This window comes from Aeromonas enteropelogenes (assembly GCF_000819845.1).
Lineage (GTDB): Bacteria > Pseudomonadota > Gammaproteobacteria > Enterobacterales > Aeromonadaceae > Aeromonas > Aeromonas enteropelogenes.
Genome location: NZ_CDCG01000004.1, coordinates 86,207 through 112,158 on the forward strand (window position 1 = coordinate 86,207; position 25,952 = coordinate 112,158).

The 25,952-nt window shown below is 58.3% G+C and carries 33 protein-coding genes and 1 other RNA gene; 20 read left to right on the forward strand and 14 right to left on the reverse strand.

The window, feature by feature from the left end:
- Positions 1 to 10 precede the first annotated feature (10 nt).
- The 7 genes from murA to mlaF are packed head-to-tail and all read right to left on the reverse strand — an operon-like array spanning position 11 to position 4,532.
- Positions 11 to 1,267, reverse strand: coding sequence for a UDP-N-acetylglucosamine 1-carboxyvinyltransferase (murA, locus tag BN1123_RS01620; protein WP_042025037.1), 1,257 nt, complete (start codon positions 1,265 to 1,267; stop codon positions 11 to 13).
- 18 nt (positions 1,268 to 1,285) lie between these two features.
- Positions 1,286 to 1,543 carry a BolA family iron metabolism protein IbaG gene (ibaG, locus tag BN1123_RS01625; RefSeq protein WP_026456362.1) on the reverse strand — a complete coding sequence of 86 codons (258 nt, stop codon included), beginning with the start codon at positions 1,541 to 1,543 and terminating at the stop codon, positions 1,286 to 1,288.
- Positions 1,543 to 1,815: an STAS domain-containing protein gene (locus tag BN1123_RS01630; RefSeq protein ID WP_026456361.1), complete on the reverse strand. Its 273-nt coding sequence runs from the start codon at positions 1,813 to 1,815 to the stop codon at positions 1,543 to 1,545. Before BN1123_RS01630 ends, ibaG begins: the two co-directional genes overlap by 1 nt.
- Complete coding sequence (gene mlaC / locus BN1123_RS01635; protein ID WP_026456360.1) at positions 1,812 to 2,444, reverse strand: phospholipid-binding protein MlaC; 633 nt, start codon at positions 2,442 to 2,444, stop codon at positions 1,812 to 1,814. Before mlaC ends, BN1123_RS01630 begins: the two co-directional genes overlap by 4 nt.
- A gap of 9 nt (positions 2,445 to 2,453) precedes the next feature.
- Entirely contained in the window at positions 2,454 to 2,945 is a 492-nt protein-coding gene (gene mlaD / locus BN1123_RS01640) for an outer membrane lipid asymmetry maintenance protein MlaD (protein WP_026456359.1), read from the reverse strand.
- Positions 2,946 to 2,952: 7 nt separating this feature from the next.
- Positions 2,953 to 3,732 carry a lipid asymmetry maintenance ABC transporter permease subunit MlaE gene (gene mlaE / locus BN1123_RS01645; RefSeq protein ID WP_042025039.1) on the reverse strand — a complete coding sequence of 260 codons (780 nt, stop codon included), beginning with the start codon at positions 3,730 to 3,732 and terminating at the stop codon, positions 2,953 to 2,955.
- The gene (gene mlaF / locus BN1123_RS01650) at positions 3,732 to 4,532 is read right to left on the reverse strand and encodes a phospholipid ABC transporter ATP-binding protein MlaF (protein WP_026456358.1); all 801 of its coding nucleotides are present in this window, start codon (positions 4,530 to 4,532) and stop codon (positions 3,732 to 3,734) included. Before mlaF ends, mlaE begins: the two co-directional genes overlap by 1 nt.
- A 207-nt stretch (positions 4,533 to 4,739) precedes the next feature.
- Between mlaF and BN1123_RS01655 the strand changes: the two genes are divergently transcribed.
- From BN1123_RS01655 to npr, 10 genes are all read left to right on the forward strand, one after another.
- The gene (locus BN1123_RS01655) at positions 4,740 to 5,735 is read left to right on the forward strand and encodes a KpsF/GutQ family sugar-phosphate isomerase (RefSeq protein WP_042025040.1); all 996 of its coding nucleotides are present in this window, start codon (positions 4,740 to 4,742) and stop codon (positions 5,733 to 5,735) included.
- Entirely contained in the window at positions 5,735 to 6,289 is a 555-nt protein-coding gene (gene kdsC / locus BN1123_RS01660) for a 3-deoxy-manno-octulosonate-8-phosphatase KdsC (RefSeq protein WP_026456114.1), read from the forward strand. Before BN1123_RS01655 ends, kdsC begins: the two co-directional genes overlap by 1 nt.
- On the forward strand, positions 6,286 to 6,846 hold the full coding sequence (gene lptC / locus BN1123_RS01665) for an LPS export ABC transporter periplasmic protein LptC (protein ID WP_026456113.1): 561 nt from the start codon (positions 6,286 to 6,288) through the stop codon (positions 6,844 to 6,846). Before kdsC ends, lptC begins: the two co-directional genes overlap by 4 nt.
- Complete coding sequence (gene lptA / locus BN1123_RS01670) at positions 6,833 to 7,360, forward strand: lipopolysaccharide transport periplasmic protein LptA (RefSeq protein ID WP_026456112.1); 528 nt, start codon at positions 6,833 to 6,835, stop codon at positions 7,358 to 7,360. The genes lptC and lptA overlap by 14 nt, the downstream gene beginning before the upstream one ends.
- Before the next feature lie 3 nt (positions 7,361 to 7,363).
- On the forward strand, positions 7,364 to 8,089 hold the full coding sequence (lptB, locus tag BN1123_RS01675; protein WP_026456111.1) for an LPS export ABC transporter ATP-binding protein: 726 nt from the start codon (positions 7,364 to 7,366) through the stop codon (positions 8,087 to 8,089).
- A 65-nt stretch (positions 8,090 to 8,154) separates the two neighbouring features.
- Complete coding sequence (locus BN1123_RS01680; RefSeq protein ID WP_042025042.1) at positions 8,155 to 9,594, forward strand: RNA polymerase factor sigma-54; 1,440 nt, start codon at positions 8,155 to 8,157, stop codon at positions 9,592 to 9,594.
- Positions 9,595 to 9,615: 21 nt separating this feature from the next.
- Positions 9,616 to 9,903, forward strand: a complete 288-nt coding sequence (gene hpf, locus BN1123_RS01685) for a ribosome hibernation promoting factor (RefSeq protein WP_005336323.1) — start codon at positions 9,616 to 9,618, stop codon at positions 9,901 to 9,903.
- 2 nt (positions 9,904 to 9,905) lie between these two features.
- The gene (gene ptsN, locus BN1123_RS01690; protein ID WP_005336322.1) at positions 9,906 to 10,352 is read left to right on the forward strand and encodes a PTS IIA-like nitrogen regulatory protein PtsN; all 447 of its coding nucleotides are present in this window, start codon (positions 9,906 to 9,908) and stop codon (positions 10,350 to 10,352) included.
- A 45-nt stretch (positions 10,353 to 10,397) separates the two neighbouring features.
- Positions 10,398 to 11,264: an RNase adapter RapZ gene (gene rapZ / locus BN1123_RS01695; protein WP_042025043.1), complete on the forward strand. Its 867-nt coding sequence runs from the start codon at positions 10,398 to 10,400 to the stop codon at positions 11,262 to 11,264.
- A gap of 20 nt (positions 11,265 to 11,284) precedes the next feature.
- Positions 11,285 to 11,557 (forward strand): PTS phosphocarrier protein NPr, encoded by a 273-nt coding sequence (gene npr / locus BN1123_RS01700; RefSeq protein WP_026456107.1) that lies wholly within the window; start codon positions 11,285 to 11,287, stop codon positions 11,555 to 11,557.
- Positions 11,558 to 11,674: 117 nt separating this feature from the next.
- Here npr and degS read toward each other — a convergent pair whose 3' ends face one another.
- The 3 genes from degS to BN1123_RS01715 form a co-directional block, all read right to left on the reverse strand.
- The gene (gene degS / locus BN1123_RS01705) at positions 11,675 to 12,778 is read right to left on the reverse strand and encodes an outer membrane-stress sensor serine endopeptidase DegS (RefSeq protein WP_042025044.1); all 1,104 of its coding nucleotides are present in this window, start codon (positions 12,776 to 12,778) and stop codon (positions 11,675 to 11,677) included.
- 90 nt (positions 12,779 to 12,868) lie between these two features.
- Entirely contained in the window at positions 12,869 to 14,230 is a 1,362-nt protein-coding gene (locus tag BN1123_RS01710; RefSeq protein ID WP_042025045.1) for a Do family serine endopeptidase, read from the reverse strand.
- Positions 14,231 to 14,311: 81 nt separating this feature from the next.
- Positions 14,312 to 14,692, reverse strand: a complete 381-nt coding sequence (locus BN1123_RS01715) for a Z-ring associated ZapG family protein (protein WP_042025046.1) — start codon at positions 14,690 to 14,692, stop codon at positions 14,312 to 14,314.
- Between the two features lie 139 nt (positions 14,693 to 14,831).
- Between BN1123_RS01715 and zapE the strand changes: the two genes are divergently transcribed.
- The 8 genes from zapE (at position 14,832) to BN1123_RS01755 (ending at position 21,004) form a co-directional block, all read left to right on the forward strand.
- Positions 14,832 to 15,926, forward strand: a complete 1,095-nt coding sequence (gene zapE / locus BN1123_RS01720) for a cell division protein ZapE (protein ID WP_042025047.1) — start codon at positions 14,832 to 14,834, stop codon at positions 15,924 to 15,926.
- A gap of 266 nt (positions 15,927 to 16,192) precedes the next feature.
- Positions 16,193 to 16,621: a 50S ribosomal protein L13 gene (rplM, locus tag BN1123_RS01725; RefSeq protein ID WP_026456103.1), complete on the forward strand. Its 429-nt coding sequence runs from the start codon at positions 16,193 to 16,195 to the stop codon at positions 16,619 to 16,621.
- A 15-nt stretch (positions 16,622 to 16,636) separates the two neighbouring features.
- On the forward strand, positions 16,637 to 17,029 hold the full coding sequence (gene rpsI, locus BN1123_RS01730; RefSeq protein WP_005336286.1) for a 30S ribosomal protein S9: 393 nt from the start codon (positions 16,637 to 16,639) through the stop codon (positions 17,027 to 17,029).
- Between the two features lie 294 nt (positions 17,030 to 17,323).
- Positions 17,324 to 17,914, forward strand: a complete 591-nt coding sequence (gene petA / locus BN1123_RS01735) for a ubiquinol-cytochrome c reductase iron-sulfur subunit (RefSeq protein WP_042025048.1) — start codon at positions 17,324 to 17,326, stop codon at positions 17,912 to 17,914.
- Positions 17,915 to 17,916: 2 nt separating this feature from the next.
- A complete protein-coding gene (locus tag BN1123_RS01740; protein ID WP_026456155.1) occupies positions 17,917 to 19,134 on the forward strand; it encodes a cytochrome b in 1,218 nt (405 codons plus the stop codon).
- Positions 19,131 to 19,865, forward strand: a complete 735-nt coding sequence (locus BN1123_RS01745; protein ID WP_042025049.1) for a cytochrome c1 — start codon at positions 19,131 to 19,133, stop codon at positions 19,863 to 19,865. The genes BN1123_RS01740 and BN1123_RS01745 overlap by 4 nt, the downstream gene beginning before the upstream one ends.
- An 87-nt stretch (positions 19,866 to 19,952) precedes the next feature.
- Positions 19,953 to 20,582, forward strand: coding sequence for a stringent starvation protein SspA (gene sspA, locus BN1123_RS01750; RefSeq protein ID WP_026456153.1), 630 nt, complete (start codon positions 19,953 to 19,955; stop codon positions 20,580 to 20,582).
- Complete coding sequence (locus BN1123_RS01755) at positions 20,579 to 21,004, forward strand: ClpXP protease specificity-enhancing factor (RefSeq protein ID WP_042025050.1); 426 nt, start codon at positions 20,579 to 20,581, stop codon at positions 21,002 to 21,004. The genes sspA and BN1123_RS01755 overlap by 4 nt, the downstream gene beginning before the upstream one ends.
- Positions 21,005 to 21,047: 43 nt before the next feature.
- Here the strand turns inward: BN1123_RS01755 and dolP are convergent, their stop codons facing one another.
- Genes dolP through BN1123_RS01775 form a run of 4 tightly spaced genes read right to left on the reverse strand, consistent with a single transcriptional unit; the run spans position 21,048 to position 24,331 of the window.
- Positions 21,048 to 21,626, reverse strand: coding sequence for a division/outer membrane stress-associated lipid-binding lipoprotein (gene dolP, locus BN1123_RS01760; RefSeq protein ID WP_026456152.1), 579 nt, complete (start codon positions 21,624 to 21,626; stop codon positions 21,048 to 21,050).
- Positions 21,627 to 21,630: 4 nt separating this feature from the next.
- Positions 21,631 to 22,221, reverse strand: coding sequence for a D-sedoheptulose-7-phosphate isomerase (locus BN1123_RS01765; RefSeq protein WP_026456151.1), 591 nt, complete (start codon positions 22,219 to 22,221; stop codon positions 21,631 to 21,633).
- Positions 22,222 to 22,230: 9 nt separating this feature from the next.
- On the reverse strand, positions 22,231 to 22,602 hold the full coding sequence (locus BN1123_RS01770) for a YraN family protein (RefSeq protein ID WP_026456150.1): 372 nt from the start codon (positions 22,600 to 22,602) through the stop codon (positions 22,231 to 22,233).
- Positions 22,544 to 24,331 carry a penicillin-binding protein activator gene (locus BN1123_RS01775; protein WP_042025051.1) on the reverse strand — a complete coding sequence of 596 codons (1,788 nt, stop codon included), beginning with the start codon at positions 24,329 to 24,331 and terminating at the stop codon, positions 22,544 to 22,546. The genes BN1123_RS01770 and BN1123_RS01775 overlap by 59 nt, the downstream gene beginning before the upstream one ends.
- 199 nt (positions 24,332 to 24,530) lie before the next feature.
- On the opposite strand from BN1123_RS01775, the gene rsmI reads away from it, so the two are divergent.
- Positions 24,531 to 25,364 (forward strand): 16S rRNA (cytidine(1402)-2'-O)-methyltransferase, encoded by an 834-nt coding sequence (rsmI, locus tag BN1123_RS01780; protein WP_041210140.1) that lies wholly within the window; start codon positions 24,531 to 24,533, stop codon positions 25,362 to 25,364.
- 61 nt (positions 25,365 to 25,425) lie between these two features.
- Positions 25,426 to 25,811: RNase P RNA component class A (gene rnpB, locus BN1123_RS20430), an RNA gene on the forward strand.
- Positions 25,812 to 25,952: the final 141 nt, after the last annotated feature.

The following is a 25,952-nucleotide window of genomic DNA, read 5'->3' on the forward strand; positions in this document are numbered from 1 at the left end:
GGGGTGGCAATCAGCCCTTGATGCGCTCGATGCAACCGCCCAGGCCTTGCAGCTTCTGCTCGATGTCTTCGTAGCCACGGTCGATGTGGTAGATGCGATCGACAATGGTGGCCCCTTCGGCCACGAAGCCGGCCAGCACCAGGCTGGCGGAGGCGCGCAGATCGGTGGCCATCACCTGGGCACCCTTGAGCTGCTGGGCGTCGCGGCAGATGGCGACGTTGCCCTGCAGTTCGATGTCGGCACCCATCCGTACCAGCTCGGGTACGTGCATGAAGCGGTTCTCGAAGATGGTCTCGGTGACCATGCCGGTACCCTGAGCTACCGCGTTCAGCACGGTGAACTGGGCCTGCATGTCGGTCGGGAACGCCGGGTAGGGGGCAGTCTTGATAGTGACAGGCTTGAGGGTGCGACCTGTCATGTCCAAGGTGATCCAGTCTTCACCCTTCTCAATCAGGGCGCCGGCCTCTTCCAGCTTGACCAGTACTGCTTCCAGCAGGGTCGGGTCTGTCTTGCGGCAGGTGATCTTGCCGCCGGTCACGGCTGCGCCCACCAGGAAGGTTCCGGTCTCGATGCGGTCAGGCTGCACGCTGTAGCTGCCACCGTGCAGACGCTCGACGCCATCGATGACCAGGGTGTCGGTGCCCGCCCCTTGGATCTTGGCGCCCAGGGTATTGAGGAAGTTGGCCAGATCGACCACTTCCGGCTCGCGCGCGGCGTTTTCGATCACGGTGCGACCGTCAGCCAGGGTTGCGGCCATCATCAGGTTCTCGGTACCGGTGACGGAGACCATGTCCATCAGGATGTGGGCACCTTTCAGACGACCGTCGACGCGGGCCTTGATGTAGCCATCCTCGATGGCGATCTTGGCACCCATCAGCTCCAGGCCGTGCACATGCAGGTTGACCGGGCGGGCACCGATGGCGCAGCCACCGGGCAGGGAGACGTCGGCCGCGCCGTAGCGGGCAGCCAGCGGGCCCAGGGCCAGGATGGAGGCGCGCATGGTTTTGACCAGCTCGTACGGGGCCACGTGGTTGTTCACGGCACCGGCCAGCACGGTGACGTTGCCGTTCACCTTGGTGGTCGCGCCCAGCATCTCCAGCAGCTTGATGGTGGTGCCCACGTCTTTGAGACGCGGTACGTTGGAGAGCTGAACCTCTTCGTCGCACAGCAGGGTGGCGAACAGGATCGGCAGGGCGGCGTTTTTGGCGCCGGAGATGGTCACTTCACCGGAGAGGGTGCAGGGGCCGGTGATCTTGAATTTGTCCATGGTTACTTCGTTACCAAATCAGGAGGGCAATAGGAATTTACGTTCGCGCTTCCACTCGGCTTCGGTAAAGGCCTTGATGGAGAGGGCGTGAATGGCGTTGCTGGCGATCTTGTCCATCAGCGGGGCATAGATGGCCTGCTGTTTCTTGACTCGGCTCATACCGTCAAACATGTCGCCGACGGCAATCACCTGGTAGTGGCTGCCATCCCCTTTGACATGGACTTCGGACAATGGCAGAGCCTCAAGGAGTATCGCTTCAATTTCAGAGACTTGCATTATGCGTCCTCAGTTGTGAGCGGGGTTGATTGAAACAGACTGGCCACCCCGTAGAGGTTGGCCAGGGTATAGAAATCAGTGGAGGCGCCCACCAGTTGCGGTGTGGCGCCTCGTGCCAGGGCGGCTTTGGCCCATTTGACCAGCAGGGCCAGGCCGGCGGAGTCCAGGGTGGTGACCTGGCTCAGCTCCAGCTTGTCATCCTGCCACCAGTCGGCGCGGCGTTGCCACAGGTCATTGACCTGTGGCGCCTGCAGCTCGCCCCTGAAGATCATGACTTGATCACCAGCGGCTTGGCGTTGTGCTCGCGCAGCTGGGCGATCACTGCATCGATGCCGTCCTGGCGAATGAGGCCACCTAGCTCGCTCTGTTTGGCGGAGAGCAGGCTGATCCCCTCGGCGACCATGTCGAAGGCTTTCCATTCGCCGGTCTTGTTGTTCTTGCGCAGCTTGAACTCGAGGAAGATATCCGGCTTGCCGGCCTCTTTCACGCTGACGTTGACGGCAGTGATGTTGCCGTTGGGTGCCTTGCCCGGCTCGACCTTGACGGTCTGCTTGTCGAAGTGGGCCAGGGCATCGGCGTAGGAGCTCACCATGTACTCGGTGAAGACCTCGACGAAGGCGTCGCGCTGGGCCGGGGTGGTCTGCTTGATCTGGTTGCCAAGCACCTTGTAGGCGGCGAAGCGGTTATCCACGTAGGGCAGCAGCTCCTCGCGGATGATGACGCGCAGGTGGTCAGGGTTGCTTTTGATCTGTGCCTGATCGGCCTTCAGACGAGCGAAGGTCTGCTTGGCGGCCATGTCGACCAGCGCATTGGGATCGGTGGCGTCCACCGCGGCCTGGGCGGAGAGGGAAAAGAGCATGCTGGTCATCAGGCCCAGCAGCAGGGCGATCTTCTTGAACATGGTTACTCCTTACTTGCTGTCTGATTTGCTATCGGAGGATTGGCTGTAGAGGAACTTGCCAATCAGATCTTCCAGCACGATGGCGGATTTGGTGTCTTCAATCATGTCACCATCCTTGAGCATGCCGGTGCCCATATCCTCATCGGTGAAGCCCGGGGTCAGACCTATGTACTGCTCGCCGAGCAGGCCGGAGGTGAGGATGGAGAGAGAGCTGGTTTCGGAAAACTCGCCTGCACTCTTTTGCATCTGCAGGGTGATTTCGGGAACCTGGGTTTGCGGGTCGAGTGTAATGTCGCTCACCCGACCGACCACCACGCCACCGACCTTGACCGGAGAGCGTACTTTCAGGCCGCCGATATTATCGAAATGCGCGTGCAGGGTATAGGTTTCTCCCTCCGGTTTGAAGCTCAAACCGGCCACTTGCAGAGCCAGTGCCAGAATGGCACCGATGCCAGCCAGCATGAAGAGGCCGACCAAGAATTCTACTTTGCTGAACTTCATCTTTACCTTATCCAAACATGACTGCGGTGAGTATAAAATCCAGACCGAGCACGGCCAGGGATGAGTGAACCACGGTGCGGGTCGTGGCCTGGCTGATCCCGGCCGAGGTCGGCTTGGCATCATAACCGTTGAAAAGGGCAATCCAGGTGACCACAAGGGCGAAGATCAGGCTCTTGATGGCACCTTGCATGATGTCATCCTGCCAGTCGACGGAGGCCTGCATGGCGGACCAGAAGCCCCCTTCATCCACTCCCAGCCAGTCCACGCCGACCAGCTTGCCACCAAAGATGCCGATCAGGCTGAACATGAAGGCCAGCAGCGGCATGCTGATGACCCCGGCCCAGAAGCGGGGTGCCACCACCCGGCGCAGGGGGTCTACCGCCATCATCTCAAGGCTGGAGAGTTGTTCGGTGGCCTTCATCAGGCCGATTTCCGCGGTCAGGGCAGAACCCGCGCGGCCGGCAAACAGCAGGGCGGTCACCACAGGACCCAGTTCCCGCAGCAGGGAGAGGGAGACCAGAGGGCCCAGGCTCTGCTCGGCACCGAAGTCTTTCAGTACGTTGTAGCCCTGCAAGGAGAGCACCATGCCGATGAACAGACCAGACACCAGAATGATGGCCACCGACTGCACCCCGACCACATAAAGTTGCTGGATCAGCAGCGGGAAGTGCTTGCGCGGCTCGGGTTTGCCCGCCAGCGCATGGAACAGCATGATGGTCGCCCGGCCGATGGCGGTAATGAAACGTACGCCGCGTCGTCCCAGCTTACTTATTTGGCTTGTCAACATCAGAGATCCTGTAGCAGGTCGCCTGCCGGAAAATGAAACGGAACAGGACCGTCGGGCAATCCTTTCAGGAACTGCTCGACTTCGGGGTTGTGCTCCTCGCGCAGTTGCGCCGGCGTGCCGTGGGCCACCACCTGGCGGTTGGCAATGATGTAGGCGTAATCGGCGATGCCGAGCACCTCCTTCACATCGTGGGTGACGATGACGGAGGTGATGCCGAGGGCATTGTTCAACTCCTTGATCAGCTTCACCAGCACCGCCATGGTGATGGGATCCTGACCGACGAAGGGTTCGTCATACATGATGAGGTCGGGGTCGAGCGCGATGGCCCGTGCCAGCGCCGCGCGCCGTGCCATGCCGCCGGAGAGCTCGGATGGCATCAGCTTCGCCGCCCCGCGCAGCCCCACGGCCTGCAGCTTCATCATGACGATGGTGTGGATCAGTTCTTCCGGCAGGCCTGAGTGCTCGCGCAGCGGGAAGGCCACGTTGTCGTAGACCGTCATGCCGGTGAACAGGGCGCCGCTCTGAAACAGCATGCTCATCCGCTTGCGCACCTCGTAGAGGCGCGAACGGGAGAGGCTGGGGATATCTTCCCCGTCAAACAGGATGTGACCGGACTCGGGCTTGAGCTGGCCACCGATCAGCCGCAGCAAGGTGGTCTTGCCGATGCCGCTCGGGCCCATGACGGCGGTGACCTGGCCACGGGGAATGGTCAGGTTGATCCCGTCATACAACAGCCTATCTCCGTGACTGAAGGTCAGGTCGGAGATGGTGATCAGGTCATTGTTCAAACAATTGTCCATCCGGTGCAAATGAGGAGCGAATTTTATGGGCTAGTCTAGGTCTAAGCAACATCAAGGAACAACTATTGAACAGGCTGGCAGCCCGTTTGTACGCCAAATTTGTGTAACAAAGTGCGTCATCCAGCCGGGGATCCACCATCCGATTCGCTTATCCGGACAGACTTTTTTATAATCCCGCAGCTAATTTCGGCCCGGAGCTGTGTCTTTATGTCTGTAAAGCCTGAGAAAGTGTCTGACCTGTTCGATTTTCGTCGCAGTGCCCGCGCGGTGCTGGACACGGAAAAGCAAGCGATTGATGGGCTCTACCAGTATCTGAATGACGCCTTCGACAAGGCGTGCGAGATGGTGCTGCGTTGTGGTGGCAAGATAGTGGTCACAGGGATGGGCAAGTCTGGCCATATCGGCAGCAAGATTGCCGCGACCCTGGCCAGCACCGGCACTCCCGCCTTCTTCCTCCATCCGGGGGAAGCCAGCCATGGGGATCTGGGGATGATTTCCGCAGGCGATCTCATTATCGCTATCTCCAACTCGGGCGAGAGCGACGAGATCCTGGCCCTGCTGCCGGTGCTCAAGCGCCGCGGCATACCGCTCATCTGCATGACCGGCAACCCCGCTTCCACCATGGCCAAGGAGGCCAATGTGCACCTGTGCATCAAGGTGGATAAAGAAGCCTGCCCGCTGGGACTCGCGCCCACGTCGAGCACCACGGCAACTCTGGTGATGGGGGATGCGCTGGCGGTAGCCCTGCTGGAGGCGCGCGGCTTCACCGCCGATGACTTTGCTCTCTCCCACCCGGGCGGGTCGCTGGGCAAGCGCCTGTTGCTGCGGGTCGGCGATCTGATGCACAGTGGTGACCTGTTGCCCCTGGTGTCTATTGATGCCACCATCAGCGAGGCACTGCTGGAGGTGAGCCGCAAAGGGCTTGGCATGACGGCAGTCGTCGATCAGCATGGCCTGCTGGCGGGACTCTTTACCGATGGCGACCTGCGCCGCATTCTCGATCAGCAGGTGGACATCCATCACACCCCGATCAGCCGCGTGATGACCGCCAACTGTGTTACCGTAGGGCCGGAAATGATGGCGGCGGAAGCCGTCAAACTGATGGAAACCAGAAAGATCAACGGATTACTGGTGGTGGATGGAGACAAGCGCCCGCTGGGTGCCTTCAACATGCACGACCTGCTGAAAGCCGGAGTAATTTGATGCAAAACGTACCGACCCTTTATGGTCCGGTGACGCGCAGCCAGTATGACAAGGCGGCGCAAATCCGCCTGCTGGTGTGCGATGTGGATGGGGTACTCTCCAATGGCCTTATCTATATGGGTAACAACGGCGAGGAGCTGAAGACCTTCTGTACCCGCGATGGTGCAGGCATGCGGGCGCTGCTCAACGCCGGGATCGAGATCGCCATCATCACGGGGCGCAACTCCCGCATCGTCAGTGATCGGATGAAGAGTCTCGGAGTGAATCACGTGGTGCAGGGGGCGGACAAGAAATTGCCCCACTTCGAGGCATTGCTGGCCAAGCTGGGCCTAGATGCGTCGCAGGCTGCCTACATGGGCGATGACACCATAGATCTGCCGGTGATGGAGGCTTGTGGCCTTGGTATTGCGGTGGCCGATGCCCATCCTCTGGTCTTGCGCCGGGCCGACATGGTGACTCGCCTGGCTGGCGGCACAGGTGCGGTGCGCGAGGTATGCGACCTGATCCTGCAGGCCCAGGGGCACGGAGATTACCAGCCTGAGGCATCGGTATGAACAGACAGACCCTGTTGTTTGCCCTGTTGTTTCTGGTTGCCCTGGTCGCCTGGCAGTTGAGCAAGGTGGAGCTGGTGCCGGAGAGCACGGTAAAAACCGAGCATTATCAGCCGGATTTTGTCGCCAAAGAGTTGGTGACCACCCGTTTCGATGTGAACGGCAAGCGTACCGAACGGTTGGAGTCGGCCTATGCCGAGTACTACCAGATCATCGAGCAGGCGACATTCGACAAGCCCGTCGTCTACATGTTCGATGACAAGGGGGAGGCTGAATGGAAAGTCACGGCCGACACTGGTGTGCTCAACACCGATGACAACGTGATCATGCGGGACAAGGTGCATCTGGACGGTCTGCTGCCCACCTCCTTCATCTCCACGCTCGATACTCCCTATCTGGAGCTGGACCTGGTGACCCAGGATGTGCGCAGCAATCGGGAAGTGAAGATTTTGGGTCAGGATTTCCAGACCGAAGGGGTTGGCCTGAAAGGCCATCTGGACCGCAAATATTTTGAGTTACTGGATCAAGGTCATGCCATCTATTTCAATGAAAAACGTTAATCTGGCCCTCGCAGCCTTGTTGTTCTGCGGTGTTGTGACCGCCAAAGAGTCCGACTTTGCCGAGAAGGTCTATGTCGATGCCATCAAGCAGGTCGCCGAGATGCAGGATAATCGCGTCACCTTCGAGCAGGATGTGATCATCACTCAGGGCACTATCAAGATTAAGGCCGACAAAGTTGTTGTGACCCGCTCCGGCGAGAAAGGGGCTGAGGTGATGACCGCTTATGGCAAGCCCGCTACCTTCTTCCAGATCCTGGACAACGGCAAGCCGGTCAACGCCCACGGCAACAGCATTCGCTACGAGTTGAAGAAGCGCCTGGTGACCATCACCGGCAATGGCCAGCTCAAGCAGGAAGATAGTCAGGTCAATGGTGACCTGATCCGCTACGACATCGTTAAACAGAAGATGATCGCCGAGAGCAAGACACCGAACCAGCGGGTCAAAACCGTCTTCCTGCCGGATCAGGTAGAGAATTTCGACAAGCCGGCCGATCAGCAGACCCAGGGAAAATAAGCCATGGCAGTATTGAAAGCAGTGGGCCTGCAGAAGAGCTACAAGCGCCGCATGGTGGTCAGTGATGTGAGTCTGGAGGTAGGCACAGGCCAGATCGTCGGCTTGCTCGGACCCAACGGCGCCGGCAAGACGACCTCGTTTTACATGATCGTCGGCCTGGTGCAGCGTGATGCCGGTCTCATCACCATCGATGATCAGGATATCAGCCTGCAGCCCATGCACGTGCGTGCCCGCAACGGCATCGGCTATCTGCCGCAGGAAGCCTCGATTTTCCGCCGTCTCTCGGTGTTCGACAACCTGATGGGAGTCATGCAGACTCGCAAGGGGTTGAGTCGCGAGGAGCGGGAAGACAAGGTCGAACAGCTGCTGGAAGAGTTCAACATCACCCACATCCGCGACAACCTGGGTCAGAGTTTGTCCGGTGGCGAGCGGCGCCGGGTCGAAATTGCCCGCGCCCTGGCGGCGGAGCCGCGCTTTATCCTGCTGGATGAGCCGTTTGCCGGTGTGGATCCCATTTCTGTGATAGACATCAAGAAGATCATCCAGCACCTGAAAGATAGGGGGCTGGGCGTCTTGATTACCGACCACAACGTCAGAGAGACTCTGGACGTATGTGAGAAGGCCTATATCGTCAGCCACGGCCAGATGATTGCTGAAGGTGCGCCGGCTGATATCCTCGCCGATGAGCAGGTCAAGCGCGTCTATTTGGGCGATCAATTCAGTCTATAGTAAGGGGGCATGCCTTCATTTCCTTTGCCGCGTGCCTCGCTGAACATAAGGATATCCCGACGTAGATGAAGCCGACATTACAGTTGCGTCTCGGTCAATCCCTGACCATGACGCCGCAATTACAACAAGCGATTCGTCTGCTCCAGCTCTCCTCTCTGGAACTTCAGCAGGAAATTCAGCAAGCGCTCGAAAACAATCCCCTGCTGGAGCAGGAAGAGAGCGAGGTGCAGGAGACATCCCCGCAAGATCAGGTCGATGCCAGCCAGCTGGATTCCAGCGATGCCATGGCCCAGGATCAGATGCCGGACGAGTTGCCGGTGGATACGACCTGGGACGAGGTCTATTCCGCGGGGACGGCCCAGAGTGCCGGACCCATCCATGATGGGGATGACACCGTCTACCAGGGGGAGACCACAGAGAACCTGCAGGACTACCTGTTGTGGCAGATGCGCCTCACCCCGTTCAGCGATGTGGATGCCGCCATCGCGCTTGCCATCATAGATGCCATCGACGAATCCGGTTATCTGACAGTGTCGCTGGAGGATATCCAGACGGCGGTGAGCAGCGACGAGGTGGAAGTCGAACTCGACGAAATCGAGGTCGTGCTCAAGCGGGTGCAACACTTCGATCCCGTGGGTATTGCCGCCCGTTCGGTGCAGGAGTGCCTGCTGATCCAGCTGGAACAGTACGACCCCGAGACTCCCTGGATCAGTGAGGCCAAGGAGGTGATCCAGGAGCACATGGATCTGCTTGGCAACCGCGATTACCGCACCCTGGCCCGCAAGACCCGGCTCAAGGAGAGCGACCTCAAGGAGGTGCTGGATCTGATCCAGCTGTTGGAACCGCGGCCGGGCAACGGCATCATCCAGAGCGACTCCCAGTACGTGATCCCGGACGTTTCCGTGGTCAAACGGCAGAATCGCTGGGTGGTGGAACTCAATCCCGATTCATCCCCGCGCATCCGGGTCAACGAGACCTATGCCGCTATGGCCCGGAACGCCCGTAGCAGCACGGATACCCAGTTTATCCGCTCCCACTTGCAGGAAGCCAAGTGGTTCATCAAGAGCCTTGAGAGCCGCAACGACACCCTGTTGAAAGTGGCCAGCTGCATCGTCGAGCAGCAACAGGGCTTTTTCGAATATGGTGAAGAGGCGATGAAGCCGATGGTGCTCAACGATATCGCCGAAGCGGTGGAGATGCACGAGTCGACCATCTCCCGTGTAACAACCCAGAAATACATGCATACCCCCCGCGGTATTTTCGAACTGAAGTTTTTTTTCTCCAGCCATGTGAATACAGAAGGAGGAGGAGAGTGCTCATCGACCGCAATCCGTGCGCTCATCAAGAAGCTGGTGACGGCGGAGAACCCCGCCAAGCCGCTAAGTGATAGCAAGATCGCGGATTTGCTGGCCGAACAGGGTATTATGGTGGCTAGACGCACGATCGCTAAGTACCGCGAATCCCTGTTTATCCCACCTTCCAATCAGCGCAAACGCCTGGTTTAGGCAAAACAAAAGGATGACGTTATGCAAATTAACCTGACCGGACACCATGTCGAGATTACCGAAGCTCTGCGTGATTATGTGAATAACAAATTTGCCAAACTCGAGCGTCACTTCGACCACATCAACAACGTGCATGTGGTACTGAGCGTGGAAAAACTGAACCAGATCGCCGAAGCCAAACTGCATGTCAGTGGCGGCGAGGTCTTCGCCAACTCCGAGCATGCCGATATGTATGCCGCGATAGATACCCTGCTCGACAAGCTGGACAGGCAGATCATCAAGCATAAAGACAAGTTAAATAAAAAATAACCATGCAACTTGAACACATACTGAGTCGGGACTGCACCAAGAGTGCAGTCCCTTGTACTAGCAAGAAACGGGCCCTCGAAATCATCAGCGAGCTGGCCGCCGAGCGCCTGGGTACCTCACGCCAGGCGCTGTTTGAATGCTTGCTGGCCCGCGAAAAAATGGGCAGTACCGGGATCGGTGCCGGTATCGCGATCCCTCATGGTCGTATCGACGATGAATTTCCGCCCACCGCTATTCTGATGACGTTTGCCGATCCCATCCCTTTCGACTCCATCGACAATCAACCGGTTGACCTGCTGTTTGCTCTGCTGGTACCGGAAAGCGAGTGCAAACAGCATCTCAAGACCCTTTCCCTGATGGCCTCCAAGCTGGGTGACAAGGCGGTATGCCGCCAATTACGCCAGGCAACCAGCGATGAAGAGCTCTATCAGATCATGACCTCAGCCTGATATACAGGCCAGGATCACACACCCGTTTTGGCGTGAGGGAACAAGATGCAGTTAATCGTGGTAAGTGGACGCTCGGGCTCCGGTAAAACCGTAGCCCTGAGGGTATTGGAAGATCTGGGTTATTACTGTGTGGACAACCTGCCGGTCAACCTGTTGCCCCAGCTGATCGTTTCGGTCGAGAGCCAGTACGACAAGCTGGCAGTCAGCATAGACGTGCGCAACTTGCCGAATGATTCGGAAAAACTGGAGAATCTGCTGGCTCAGGTGCGCAACGAGGGCAGGGTCGAGTTTGCCAGCTTCTTCTTCGATGCCGACAACACCACGCTGCTCAAACGATATGGCGAGAGCCGCCGTCTGCACCCCTTGTCGCGCAACAAACTGTCGTTGGACGAGGCGATCCGGGAAGAGACCCATCTGCTGGCGCCGATCTCCTCAACTGCCGATCTGCGCATCGATACCACCAGCCTCAGCATTCACGACTTGAGCGAGCTCATCAAGACTCGGGTGCTCGGCAAGAAAGAGAACGAGTTGGTGCTGGTGTTCGAGTCGTTCGGTTTCAAATATGGCATACCCAAGGATGCCGATTTCGTGTTCGACGCTCGCTTCCTGCCCAATCCGCACTGGATCCCCGAGCTCAAACCTTTTACCGGCAAGGATGAGCCGGTGACCAGCTACCTCTCGGCCCAGGCGGACGTGATGCTGTTCACCCAGCAGATCGAACACATGCTGGTGACCTGGCTCCCCCATCTGGAGCGCAATAACCGCAGCTATCTCACGGTCGGCATCGGCTGTACCGGGGGCCAGCACAGATCGGTATTCATCGCCGAACGCCTGGCCAACTCCTTCCGGCAGCTCGGCAAGAACGTGCAAATTCGCCACCGCACCCTCGACAAGAGCAGTTCCCAAGCGTGATACCCCAATAGGACGACCTGATGACAGTTTCCGCCTCGGTTGAAGTGAAGAACAAGCTGGGTATCCACGCTCGGCCAGCCATGATGCTGTTCGAGCTGGTACAGGGTTTTGATGCCCATGTGCTGCTGCGCAATGAGGACGGTGTGGAGGCTGATGCAGACAGTGTGATTGGCTTGCTGATGCTGGACTCTGCCCAGGGCCGCCAGGTGGAAGTTCAGGTGGAGGGCCCCGACGAGGTGGAAGCCCTGGCTGCCGTTGTCGCGTTGTTTACGTCCGGTTTCAACGAAGAGTAAGCGAGCTGTCTTCTGGCGTATGAGGCGCCACGCATAAGGGGAATGCCTGCGGGAGAGTTAATCTTCTCAGGTATTCGCTATCCTTCCCACTCCGCTATCTCCTGCCGTCTGCGCTTCCTAGCGTGCCGCCCGCTTCTGGTAGCGCAGATCCTCTTCTATGGTGACCACGACTTCGAGCGGTTTGCCCTCACGAAATACCGAGATGGTGAGCTTGGTGCCCGGGCGACTCTCGACAATCTTGTCCATGGCAGCCCGAACGCCGCTGATGGCCTCGCCGTTGATCTTGAGCAGTACATCTCCCCGCTTCAGACCTCCCTTGCTGGCCGGGCCGTTGGGATCCAGGCTCTCCACCACCAGACCGCGCAGATCACCCAGGTTCATCATGCGAGCGACGATGGGGTTGATCTCGACGCTGGAGACACCGAGGTAGCCACGGATGACCCGACCATTGGCGATCAGCTCATCCATGATCCGCTTGGCAAGCCGGTAGGGGATGGCGAAGCTGATGCCGTAAGTCTCCTGATTGCCGTTGAGGTGATAAGTAGCGGTGTTGATCCCCACCAGATCGCCACGACCATTGACCAGAGCCCCGCCCGAGTTGCCCTCATTGATGGCGGCATCGGTCTGCAGCAGATCCTGGCGGCCATTGCTGTCGGGTCCCATGCTGGAGAGCCCGGCGCGCCCAGTCGCGCTGATGATGCCTTGAGTGATGGTTTGGCCAACGTTGTAGGGGTTGCCGATGGCAAGCACCACATCACCCACTTCGGGTTGTCGTTCAGGATCCTGCGGGATCACCGGCAGATTGTCCGCTTCGATATAGAGTACGGCGAGATCGGTCAGCTGATCGGTACCGACCAACTCGGCGCTGAACACCCGGCCATCCTGCAGTGCGACGATGATCTGGTCGGCATCGGCAATGACGTGATAATTGGTCAGCACGTAACCGCGGGAAGTCATGATGACGCCGGAGCCCAGCCCCTGTGGGCGCAGTTCCCCCTGATTCCCCTGATTGGCGGCAAAGCTGCGGGTGTAGATATTCACGACGGCAGGGCCGGCGCGATGGGCGGCGTAGGAGAAGCTCAACTCGCGGGCATTGGTGATGAGACCGGGTAGCTGGGCACCCCCACGAAAATTGGGAAACAACACAAGCAGCAGCGCCGCGACGGTCAAACCGAAGCCGATGGACTTGCCCAAGTAACTGACTAAAGGAGGGATTTTCATGTCATTCTCATCCGTACAGGCTGCGGGCAGAGAATAACATCATCGGTGGATAAAAATCACCCGCGGCGAATGTCGCGGGTGGGGGAGGGGTTAGCGGATCACCAGATAGAGTGAAGAGTCACCCCGCTGGATATTGAGTGCCAGCACGTCAGGTTTGTTCTTGAGTGCCTTGGTCAACTCGCCCAGCGTGTTGATCCGCAGGCGGTTGACGCCGATGATGATGTCACCTTTCTGCAAGCCCGAAGCCGCCGCAGGCGAGCGCGGGTCGATATCGGCCACGGCGACGCCGGAAACCGGCTCTGTAGTGGTGCTCAGCTTGGCCCCTTCCAGTGCCGGATGCAGGGCGCTGGCCAGGATCTCGCTATCATCTGCCTTCTTCAGGGTAACCTTGACGGTCTGCTCTTTTCCGTCGCGGATAAGGCCGAGGGCAACCTGCTTGTCGGCACCCATGGTCGCGATCTTGGCGCGCAGCTCACCAAACGAACGGATGGCTTTGCCATCGATGCTGACGATGATGTCGCCAGCCTTGATACCAGCTTTGGCTGCGGCAGAGTCAGGCATGACCTGGTTGACGAAGGCACCATCTTTCTTGTTGTAGCCGAAAGTCTTGGCAATCTCCGAAGTGAGCTCAGTGCCGGTGATCCCCAGCTGGCCACGACGCACTTCACCATATTTGATGATCTGCTCGGAGAGGTTGCGCACCATGTTGGACGGAATGGCAAAGCCGATGCCGATGTTGCCACCGTTGGGGCCCAGGATGGCGGTGTTGATGCCGATAAGCTCGCCACGCAGGTTGAGCAGGGCGCCACCCGAGTTGCCAGAGTTGATGGCTGCATCGGTCTGGATGAAGTTCTCCAGATTCTCGATGTTGAGGCCGCTACGGCCCAAGGCGCTGACAATACCCGAGGTCACTGTCTGGCCCAGCCCAAATGGGTTGCCGATGGCCAGCGCATAGTCGCCGACTCGCAGCTCGTCGGAGTCGGCAAACTTGATCTGCACCAAATCGTCGGCCTTGATTTGCAGCAGAGCGATATCGGACTGCTTGTCTTCACCAATCTTCTTGGCGGCGTACTCGCGGCCATCCTTCAAGTTGACCTTAATCTCGTCCGCTTCGTGTACCACGTGAGCATTGGTGATGACATAGCCTTTCTTGGCATTGATGATGACGCCGGAGCCCAGCGCCTGGAACGGCTGCTCGCTCACTTGCTCGTCAGGCATGTTGGGGCCAAAGAAGAAACGGAACTGTTCCGGCAGACGCTGACGGGTCACTTTCTTGCCGGAGACGGAGATATTGACCACGGCAGGGGTAACCTGCTCAAGAACCGGTGCCAGGCTAGGCATCTCCTGGTTAGACTCGAACAGGGAAGGCATTGCAGCCTGTGCAGGGGCCGCAGACATGGCGATACCGACACTGAGGGCTAGCACACTGAGCATGGAAAGAGGTTTACGCATATGAAAAACAGCTCCCAGAAAAAGTTGCATTGCAATCGTCAAGGTCAGACCACAGGGCTGGCGGATTAGTTCCGCGAGGAACTAGCTTGTTTGCTTGAGCAGACCGGAAGAGGCCCCGGCATAGTCACGGGGAGGAATGCCGGGTTCAGTCTCGGTGCTGGTTTGCGCTTCTTCTACCGGCGGCTCACGGAACAGGGGTTCTTGAGCCTTGGCCAGGAACTTGCTCTGCTCCGCCATGTGGCGGTAGAGGGTCTGATACTGCTCGGCCAGTTGCTCCATCAGCGCCGCGCTGTCGGCGAAGTGGGTATTGATTTGGCCCTGATAACTTTCGAGCTCTTTGTGGGCCTTCTTCAGTTCCTGTTCCAGACGGCCGGCATCACGGCTACGTACCGAGAAACGGCCGATGATGATACCGATGATCAGGGTCGCGACAGCCAGCAGGATCCCAGTTAACAGACTCATAGATGCTCCTTGTTACAGCTAAAACAGTGTGTTGATTCGGTTGAACAAACCGCCATGCCTGGTTGGCACTATACCGTGCGTCCCGAGGCCGTGATACCATTTTGTCCTCTATTCAGGGACTTGGAGAGGCACATCAAGGATGACACCGCAGCAAAAATATCAGCAGGATCTGCTGCGTCCGGGTTTTCAGGCCGACCCCGCCCAGCGTATGGCGATCAGCAGGCTGGAGCGACTGTATCAGGATTTGCAGCGGCGCCCGACTCCGACCAGATCCGGCGGACTGTTCGGTTGGCTGCAAAAGCCGAAACAGCCCGAGCCCATCCAGGGTATCTATATGTGGGGCGGTGTCGGCAGAGGCAAGACCTGGCTGATGGATACTTTTTTCGAGAGCCTGCCGGGTGAGCGCAAACTGCGTTGCCATTTTCACCGTTTCATGCACCGCATCCACGATGAACTGAATGCATTGAACGGCCAGACTGATCCACTCAAGCACATTGCCAGCAAGCTCGCCAGCGAGACGGATATCATCTGTTTCGACGAGTTTTTCGTCTCCGACATTACAGACGCCATGTTGTTGGGCTCCCTGTTTCAAGAACTGTTTGGCCGCGGCGTCGTGTTGGTTGCCACCTCCAATATTCCCCCGCAAGAGTTGTATCGCAATGGATTGCAACGAGCCCGTTTTCTGCCCGCTATCGCGCTGATCGAGCGTCATTGCGAGATACTTAATGTGGATGGCGGCATCGACTATCGCTTGCGAACCCTGGAGCAGGCCGAGATTTATCACTGTCCGCTGGATCTACAAGCAAAATCAAACCTTGAGCGTTATTTCCAGCAGTTAACAGGTGGCCACGAGGCCCAGGTGGGGGATCTTGAGATCAATCATCGCCAGCTGGTGTCGCTGGGGATGGGGGAAGGGGTGCTTTACATGGAGTTCGAGCAACTTTGCTGTACTCCCCGCTCCCAAAACGACTATATCGAACTGGCCCGGTTGTTTCACACTGTCTTGCTGGCCAACGTTCAGCCAATGGGAGCAGGCACGGATGACGTGGCTCGCCGCTTCATCGCCATGGTAGATGAATTCTATGAACGGCACGTCAAGCTCATCATTTCGGCAGCTGTGCCCATGGCGGATCTCTATGGTGAAGGGCTGCTGAATTTCGAATTCCAACGCTGTCTTTCACGGCTTCAGGAAATGCAATCGCACGAATACCTTGCAAGAGTGCACCTTCCTTAGTCACAATACCGCGCCTGCCAGTCGGATGGGCATCTGCGGCAGGTAGGGCCGGGCGACATTTGCTAGCTTCATGGCAGTGAAATTAGCAGGTGATATTTAAGGCAACTTCACTTATAATCGCCCGGCCCACGTTACAGCTGTCGATAAGACAGCAACACTTTAAGCTTTACTTGTATTCGAAGGGGTACAGGTAGGCCATCGTTTGTTGTTTGTGGGAGAGCCCCCATAAGCAATTGGGTCTGTAACAGGTAATTGGGTTTAACTTAATGAAAACTTTCGTTGCCAAGCCAGAAACCGTAAAACGTGACTGGTACATTGTGGACGCAGAAGGTAAAACTCTGGGTCGTATCGCAACCGAGATCGCTGCTCGTCTGCGTGGTAAGCACAAAGCTGAGTACACTCCGCACGTTGACACCGGTGACTACATCATCGTTGTAAACGCCGAGAAGGTACGTGTAACCGGTAACAAAACTACCGATAAAATGTACCACGCTCACTCCGGTTTCCCGGGTGGTATCAAGTCCATCAGCTTCGACAAGCTGATTCAGCGTAAACCGGAAATGGTAATCGAAGCTGCTGTTAAAGGCATGCTGCCGAAAGGTCCTCTGGGCCGTGCCATGTTCCGTAAACTGAAAGTTTACGCAGGCGCCGAGCACGCTCATGCTGCTCAGCAACCTCAAGTACTGGATATCTAATCGGGAACTGGCAACATGGCAGAAAATCAATACTACGGTACCGGCCGTCGCAAAAGCTCCACTGCTCGCGTATTCATCAAAGCGGGCAGCGGTAAGATCGTAATCAACCAGCGCTCCCTGGAGCAGTACTTCGGCCGTCCGACTGCCCGCATGGTAGTTCGTCAGCCGCTGGAACTGGTTGAGATGACCGAGAAACTGGATCTGTACATCACCGTTAACGGTGGTGGCATCTCCGGTCAAGCTGGTGCGATCCGCCACGGTATCACTCGTGCTCTGATGCAGTACGACGAAACCCTGCGTTCCGAACTGCGTAAAGCTGGCTTTGTTACTCGTGATGCCCGTAAGGTTGAGCGTAAGAAAGTTGGTCTGCACAAAGCTCGTAAGCGTCCGCAGTACTCCAAGCGTTAATTCGCTTCTGGTACTCACTCTTTCGAGTGTCAAAAAAGCCTGGCGATTGCCAGGCTTTTTTTATTGGTAATATTACCGATATCAATGCTAACCACAGGTCACAAAAGACAAAAAATTGTTTCTTTATTGTTTTCATTGCTCACCGCTCTTTCTTGTCAAGTTGTTATCTTTTCTTTAAAATTTCCCCTGTTTTCTGTGGCAATTGTAACTCCAGCTTCCGCCGCTGTTGTCACGGAGAAATGGGGAACAGGGACACTATAAGAATGCGCGGAGTCCACATGGGAGAGTTTTTGGATGAGCAATGCGCCAGTTGATACCGGTCGCCGCAGATTTCTTACCTGGTCAACGGTTGCCGTTGGTGGGGTAGGAGCTGCTTTTACCGCAGTGCCGTTTATAAAATCATGGAACCCGAGTGCCAAGGCAAAAGCCGCCGGTGCTCCGGTCGAAGTCGATATCAGCAAGTTGGAACCGGGCCAGCTCATCCGTGTCGAGTGGCGTGGCAAGCCGGTCTGGGTGGTCAATCGCACCAAGCAGACGCTGGATGCCCTGGCTGCTCATGATGACAAGTTGCGCGATCCCGCTTCTGATGAACCTCAGCAGCCCGATTATGCCCACAACGGTTACAGATCCATCAAACCCGAGATCTTCGTGGCTGTCGGTATCTGTACTCACCTCGGCTGCTCACCGACCTACTTGCCTGACAGCTTTGGCGAACAGGTACAGGGCGTCACCTCCGGGTTCTTCTGCCCGTGCCACGGCTCCAAGTTCGATATGGCCGGTCGTGTGTTCCAGGGGGTGCCCGCACCGCTCAACCTGGTCGTGCCGCCCTATCAATTCATTAATGACACCACCATCCTGGTCGGTGCCGATGGCAAGGAGGCCTGATCATGTTGAGTAAACTGATGGGCTGGATCGACTATCGATTCCCGCTCACTGCCATGTACAACGATCACATGGCCAAGTACCCGGCACCGAAGAACCTGAACTTCTGGTACTTCTTCGGCTCCCTCGCCATGTTGGTGCTGGTCAACCAGATCATCACCGGCATCTGGCTGACCATGAACTACAACCCCTCGGCGGAAGGTGCTTTTGCCTCCGTTGAGTACATCATGCGGGATGTGGAATATGGCTGGTTGCTGCGTTACATGCACTCCACCGGGGCTTCCGCCTTCTTCGTGGTAGTCTATCTGCACATGTTCCGTGGCATGATCTACGGCTCCTACCAGAAGCCGCGCGAGCTGCTGTGGATCTTCGGCATGCTGATCTTCCTGGTACTGATGGCCGAAGCCTTCATGGGCTATCTGCTGCCGTGGGGCCAGATGTCCTTCTGGGGGGCTCAGGTCATCATCTCGCTGTTTGGTGCCATTCCGGTCATCGGCGACGACCTGACCCTGTGGATCCGTGGTGACTACGTCATCTCAGGTGCCACCCTGAACCGCTTCTTTGCGCTGCACGTCATCGCCTTGCCGCTGGTACTGGTGATGTTGGTGGCGATGCACATCCTGGCGTTGCACGAAGTGGGTTCCAACAACCCGGATGGCATCGACATCAAGAAGCACAAGGATGCCAACGGTTGGCCGCTGGATGCGGTGGCGTTCCACCCCTACTTCACCGTCAAGGACATGATCGGTGTCGCGGGATTCCTGTTCTTCTTCTGCGCCATCATCTTCTTCAAGCCGGATATGTGGGGTTACTTCCTCGAGAAGCCGAACTTTGAAGTGGCGAATGGTCTGAAGACCCCGGCGCATATCGCTCCGGTGTGGTATTTCACCCCCTTCTACGCCATTCTGCGTGCGGTTCCTGACAAGCTGTTCGGGGTCATCATGATGGGTCTTTCCATCGTGGTACTGTTCCTGTTGCCCTGGCTGGATCGCTGCAAGGTGCGCTCGGTGCGTTACCGCAGCAAGCTGCACAAGCTGAACATTGCCCAGTTCGTGGTCTGCTTCATTATCCTGGGTGTACTGGGTGTGCTGCCGTCGACTCCGACTCTGACACTGGTTGCCCAGATCTGTACCCTGGGTTACTTCGGGTTCTTCGTCCTGTTGTTCTTCTACAGCAAAAACGAACAAACCAAGCCGCTGCCGGAAAGGGTGACATTCAAATGAAAAAAATAATATTTGCAGTGCTGGCCCTGTTACCCTGCCTGGCGGTCGCGGCAGGGGGCAATTTCCCGCTGGACAAGGCCCATTACGAACTGGATGACAAGGCCTCGTTGCAGCGTGGTGCCGCCACCTTCATGAACTACTGTGCCGGGTGCCACTCTACCCAGTACCAGCGTTACAACCGGGTTGCCGCGGATCTCGAGATCCCCGAGGATCTGATGAAAGCCAACCTCATCTTTACCGATGCCAAGGTCGGTGATCTGATGAAGAGCGCCATGTCCGAGAAGGATGCAGCCAAGTGGTTTGGTGCGCCGCCCCCCGATCTGACGTTGGTGGCCCGTGTTCGCGGGGCAGACTGGATTTACACCTATCTGCGCTCCTTCTACGTCGATCCGACCCGTCCGTTCGGGGTGAACAACGCAGTTTTCCCGTCCGTGGGCATGCCCCATGTGCTGGAGCCGCTGCAGGGCACACCGCGCGCCGAGTTTACGACACATACTGTCGATGGCGTCGAAACCCAGCAGGTTGTCAGCATCAAATCTGACGGCAATGGTGAAATGGATAACGAAGAGTATGATCAGACGGTGCTGGATCTGGTAAACTTCTTGGTCTACTCGGCTGAACCGGTACAACAGGAGCGTGAACGCATGGGCTTCTGGGTGCTTGGATTCATCGTAATCTTCTTCATCTTCACTGTGCTGTTGAAGAAGGAATTCTGGCGCGACGTTCACTAAGCGACCAGATACGGGTAATATAATGCACGGCAATGAAGTCCAAGATGCTTCATTGCCGTTTCTGCTTTTAAATGAGGGGAGGGTTCAATGGCTGTAGCTGCCAATAAGCGTTCGGTTATGACGCTGTTTTCCGGTGCCAACGATATGTTCAGCCATCAGGTGCGTATTGTCCTGGCGGAGAAGGGTGTTAGCGTGGATATTTGCCAGGTTGACCCAAACAATCTGCCGGATGAGCTGGCCGAGCTGAACCCGTACAACTCAGTACCGACTCTGGTAGACCGTGAGCTGGCGCTCTATACCTCGCGCATCATCATGGAGTATCTGGACGAGCGTTTCCCGCATCCGCCCTTGATGCCCGTCTACCCGGTTGCCCGCGGTAACAGCCGTCTGATGATGCACCGCATCGAGCTGGACTGGTACTCTCTGGCCGACAAGATCATGGCCGGTACCGATGCTGACGCTGCGCGCAACGAGCTGCGGGACAACCTGCTGGCCATCGCGCCGATCTTCGGTGAAATGCCCTATTTCATGAGCGAAGAGTTTGGTCTGGTGGATTGCTACATGGCCCCGCTGCTGTGGCGTCTGCCAAGCCTGGGTATCGATCTGACCGGTCGTGGCGCCAAGGAGCTGAAAGCTTACATGGTCCGCCTGTTCGAGCGTGAGTCCTTCCAGGCCTCCCTGACTGAAGCCGAGCGCGAGATCCGTGCCGGCGTATGAGCATGGAACCGACAATGACGCCGAGCCGCCCGTACCTGTTGCGGGCGTTTTATGACTGGTTGCTGGACAACGATTTGACCCCCCATCTGGTGGTCAACGTCAATATTCCCCATGTGATGGTGCCGATGCAGTTTGCCCAGGATGGCCAGATTGTATTGAACATTGCGCCTCGTGCCGTGATGCAGTTCCACATGGATAATGATGCCATCAGCTTCAGTGCCCGCTTCGGTGGCGTAGCCCAGCAGGTCTACATCCCGATGGCGGCGGTACTGGCCATTCATGCCCGGGAAAACGGCGTAGGAACCCTGTTCCCGCCGGAACCTGGCTATGATCTCTGGCTGGAGCAGGCAGAGGAGCCGGTAGAGCCGGACCCAGAGCCGCCACGCCCGAGCGGCAAGCCGACCCTGAAAGTCATCAAATAAAAAAACGCAGCCAACTGGCTGCGTTTTTTTATGGGCGCGGATATCAGTTCTGGGCGTATTCGAATGCCTTGATGACGCGCTTCACGCCGCTGACATGACGGGCGATATTGACCGCCTGCTCTCCCTCCTCGCGGGTCACCAGACCGATGAGGAACACCTCGCCATTCTCGGTGACTACCTTGACCTTGGCGCTGTCGAAGTTTTTGGCGGCAAACATGTCGGCCTTCACCTTGGAGGTGATCCAGGAGTCGTTGCTGCGGGTAGTGAAGCTGGCGGGCTCACCCAGACGCAGTTCGTTGTAGACATGGCGAACGCCGTCAATGCGCCCGACGATCTTGCCGGCTTCCAGCTTGTAGGCTTCGGAAGGAGTCTGACCAACCAGCAGCACCCGGGCATTGTTGCTATAGACGCTGATCTTGCTGGCTGCGCTCAGAGGTTTGTTGTCAGCCAGCAGGTTGGCCGCTTTCAGCTCTATGGTCTGATCATCCCACTGGGCACCCAGGGTGCGCCGGTCGCCGGACACCTTGGCGGTACCCGCGGCACCACCGACGACAACGGCAGCGCAACCTTGCAGCAGCAGGGAGCCGGTCAGCAGACCCAGCATGAGGAGCTTCTTGTTCATGGTTTCAATCTTCCTGTTGCGGGAAAAGAGTCTGGTCGATGAGATCACACAGGCAGTGCAGGGTCAACAGGTTCACCTCCAGAATGCGAGGACGGCGGGCTGATGGCACCCGGATCTCCACGTCATTCGGCCCCAGCAGGCCGGCCATCTCGCCGCCATCGCCCCCGCTCAGCACCACTATGGTCATGTCCCGTGACAGGGCGGCTTCGGCAGCCTTGATCAGGCTGCGACTGTGGCCCGAGGTGGTGATGGCGACCAGGATGTCGCCCGGTTGGCCCAGGGCGCGGATCTGCTTGGCATACACCTCTTCGAAGCCGTGGTCGGTCGCGATGGCGCTGATGGTGGCCATGTCGGGGGTGAGCGCCATGCCAGGCAGGGAAGGGCGCTGGGTTTCGTAGCAGTTGACCAGCTCTGAGATAAACAGCTGGGCCAGGGCGGCAGAGGGACCATTACCGCATGCCAGCACCTTGTGGCCATTGAGCAGACAGATGGTGATCATCTGAGCTGCCGTATGGATGGCATCCGGCAGCGCCTCGGCGGCGGCAATCTTGGTCTGGATGCTTTCGGTGTAGTTCTCTTTGATGCGGTCAGTCATAGGGTCCTCTTAAAATGCGTTCTGGAACCAGTCGGGCTGGTCGCCCTCAAACGCAATCACATCGAATCGGCAGGCCTGGTTGGCCTCGTTGATGGCATGTTGCTTCAAATAGTGGCGCGCGGCCAGCTTGATCTTCTGTTGCTTGGTGCGGGTGACCGAGCTGGCGGCCCCGCCATGGCTGGTGGTGGCGCGGTATCTTACCTCAACAAACACCAGGGTCTGGCCCTGGTGCATGATGAGATCGATCTCGCCGCCACGGCAGCGGTAGTTGCGTGCGGCAAGTTGCAGGCCGCGCGCGGTCAGCCAGCGCTCGGCCTGCTGTTCAAAGTACTGTCCCTTGCTCGTCGCTGACGGGAACAGGTTCTGCCACTGCTGGTTCATCCACGCCAATGCTCTCTTCATTGGAAGGGGCCTCCAGTTGCGGGGCTGCGTTGTCATCGACCAGCTTGCCATTCCGGTAAGTGCCCCAGTTCAGCGTTCTGATGATGTTGCCCTTGGCATCCACGCTCAGCTGGCCGCTCATGCCCGCTTGCTGCATGGTGCCGAGCTTGCGCATTTGCGGCAGGTTTTCAGCCAGGCTGATGGCATCATAGCCCATGGCAAACAGGCGCAGCAGGTCTCCCTGGGTCTGTGGCCAGAGCAGGGCGATCTGCTCGCGTTCCTTCTCGAAACCGCCCAGCAGCAGCGGCATCTCGCCGATATGCAGGCCGTTGAGTTCGGAGGCGACCTCGGTGGCGGCGCTGTCATAGCCACGGGAACCGGTATAGATGGGCAGGCTGCCCATCGGATTGACCGAGATGTCCACGTAGGGCTTGATCATCCGGGTTTCCAGGCTGTTGGCCACAACATAGACGGCATCGATGCTGCGCGGGGCCGCATCGGAGAGCTGCACCACTTCGCCGGCGCGGGCGGTGGAACGGCCGCTCAGGGCGTTTTTCACCATGCCCTGCACCTCGTTGCGGGCGCCAAAGGTGGCGACCACGGGCTTGTCCTGGCTCAGGGTGGCCCAGGTCTGCTCGAACGCCTTGATGCTGCTGTAGCCGATCCGCCCTTGGGCGGCGATCAGCAACGGCTTGCGGTAGCCCTGGCCATAGAGGTACTGGGCGGCCTGGGCGGCATCGGCAGCAGCCGAGAGGGAGAAGTAGTAGGTGCTGTCATTGACGATTGGCTGATCCAGCTCGTTGAGCGCCAGCACGGGCACGGTCGGGTTGGCCTTGAGCAGTTCCCCGACCCTGTCTTTGAGCAGCGGACCTATGATCATGTCCGCCCCTTCCTGGAGCGCCTGCTTGTAGAGCTCTGCGGTCGATTTGAGCTGGGTGTCGTAGAAGTTCAGGCTGAACTGACCCTGGTTCTCCTTGTAGGACATCAGCATGCCGTTGCGAATGGCAGCCCCTTGCGGCTCCAGATTGCCGGAGAGGGGGAGCAGCACCGCAATTTGCTGCACGGTGGTGCCACTGGTGGAGGCCAGATCGCCAAGGCCGGCGGGCATGTCACTCTGGGCAGGGTGGTTCGGGAAGTCACGCTTCCACCCATCCAGCTGGCGGGCCAGCAGGTTCGGCTGGGCGCCAAATTCGTTGACCAGGGCCGCCAGTCGCAGCCAGCCTGTGGTCACGTCGGGGGCCGGGGCCTCTTCCAGCGCCTGCAGGGTGGAGGGGGTCATGCTTTTCAGCAGCGACCAGATCTGCTGGTGGTTGGTGGTCAGCTCGCTCTGGGCCAGGTAGGGCTCCATGGCGATGAGAGACTTGGCGGCACCAAACTTGTTGTTGATGTCCAGTTGCAGCACGACTCGCTGGCGATACCAGTTCTTCTGGGTATCGGCATCCAGCGCGACATCCGGCTTGCCTTCAAGCAGGATCAGCGCCTGATTGGCGTGCCCTTGGGCCAGCAACAGATGAGCCTGCAGCAGTTGCAGCTGCGCCTTCTGCTCTGGACTCTGCGCCTGTTTCTGCAACTGCTGGAACAGGGCTGCAGCTGGCTTGCTCTGGCCGAGCGCCAGATAGCTGCGCGCCGCCAGCATCTGCCAGGTGAAGGCTTCCGCCGGCTTGGCCGGGTCCACCTGCTCCAGATACCACTGGGCGTTCTTGGTGATTTCCGAGAAGGCGGACGGCATGCCCGGCTGTCCGGAAGATTGATTGGGCTCCGACGCACAGGCGGCAAGCAGGACTGCCGCGAGTATGATGCCGAAGAGTCGTGATACACTTAGCTGCTTTGTAACCCGGTTCAAGTTCATTCCCCGACCAGTGTTGAAATTCCCCCTAGTGTAAACGGGCCAATATGACGACACAATTGTCGGGGCACTCGGAGATCCCATGAGTGACATCCCAACCCTGTATATAGTCCCCACCCCGATCGGCAATTTGGCGGATATCACCCAGCGGGCCCTCGATACCCTGCGCAGTGTCGATCTGGTGGCCGCCGAAGATACCCGCCATACCGGCATCCTGCTCAGCCACTACCAGATCTCGGTGCCGACCTTCGCCCTGCACGACCACAACGAGCAGCAGAAGGCCGATGTGCTGATCGGTCGAATCAAGGAGGGCAAGAGCGTCGCCCTCGTCTCCGATGCCGGCACCCCGCTTATCAGCGACCCCGGTTACCATCTCGTCACCCGCTGTCGCGAAGCGGGTGTCAAGGTGGTGCCGCTACCTGGCCCCTGCGCCGCCATCACGGCCCTGAGCGCCGCCGGCCTGCCTACCGATCGTTTCGCGTTCGAGGGTTTCCTGCCAGCCAAGAGCAAGGGGCGTGACGATCGGCTGCAGGCGGTCATCGAAGACACCCGCTCCCTGGTGTTCTACGAATCCCCGCGCCGGGTGCAGGACACGGTGGAGGCGATCGCCCGTATCCTCGGTGAACGCCAGGTGGTGGTGTGCCGCGAGCTGACCAAGACCTTCGAGTCGATCCACGGCCTGCCTGCTTCCGAGATGCTGACCTGGCTCGGCGAGGACGAGAACCGCTGCCGTGGCGAAATCGTGCTGGTGGTGGCAGGTGCCAATAAAGAAGAAGAGGAACTGCCGGCCGAGGCGATCCGTACCCTGGGGCTGCTGGTGGCCGAGCTGCCGCTCAAGAAGGCGGCGGCCCTCACCGCCGAGATCCACGGGGTGAAGAAGAACGCCCTCTACAAATACGGTCTCGAACACTATTAATTCCGGTTAACGGGAATTGCCGGTTTACCCGACTCCGTCACGAGGCTATAATCCGCGCCTCGGAGTTGGCCGGGCAGTCGCTGCTTCGTCGTTGTGTCCCTCGGGACAGACGGGCGGAGGGGAGGAAAGTCCGGGCTTCACAGGGCAGGGTGCCAGGTAACGCCTGGGGGGCGCGAGCCTACGACCAGTGCAACAGAGAGCAGACCGCCGATGGCCCGCAAGGGATCAGGTAAGGGTGAAAGGGTGCGGTAAGAGCGCACCGCGCGACTGGCAACAGTTCGTGGCACGGTAAACTCCACCCGAAGCAAGACCAAATAGGCCCCCATTGGCGCGGCCCGCGTTGGGGGCGGGTAGGTTGCTTGAGCCAGCGAGCGATTGCTGGCCTAGAGGAATGATTGCCACCGGGGCAACCCGGTACAGAACCCGGCTTACAGGCCGACTCCGACCCAATTCCCGTGATGCGTCACGACAATCCCGATGCCTGCGGCATCGGGATTTTTTATTGCTTAAAAATTTGTCTCCTGTCATAGCGGAATTTTTGAACTTTCGATTAAAGTTCCAACTTTTTTTAGTCGTAATGATCCGCGT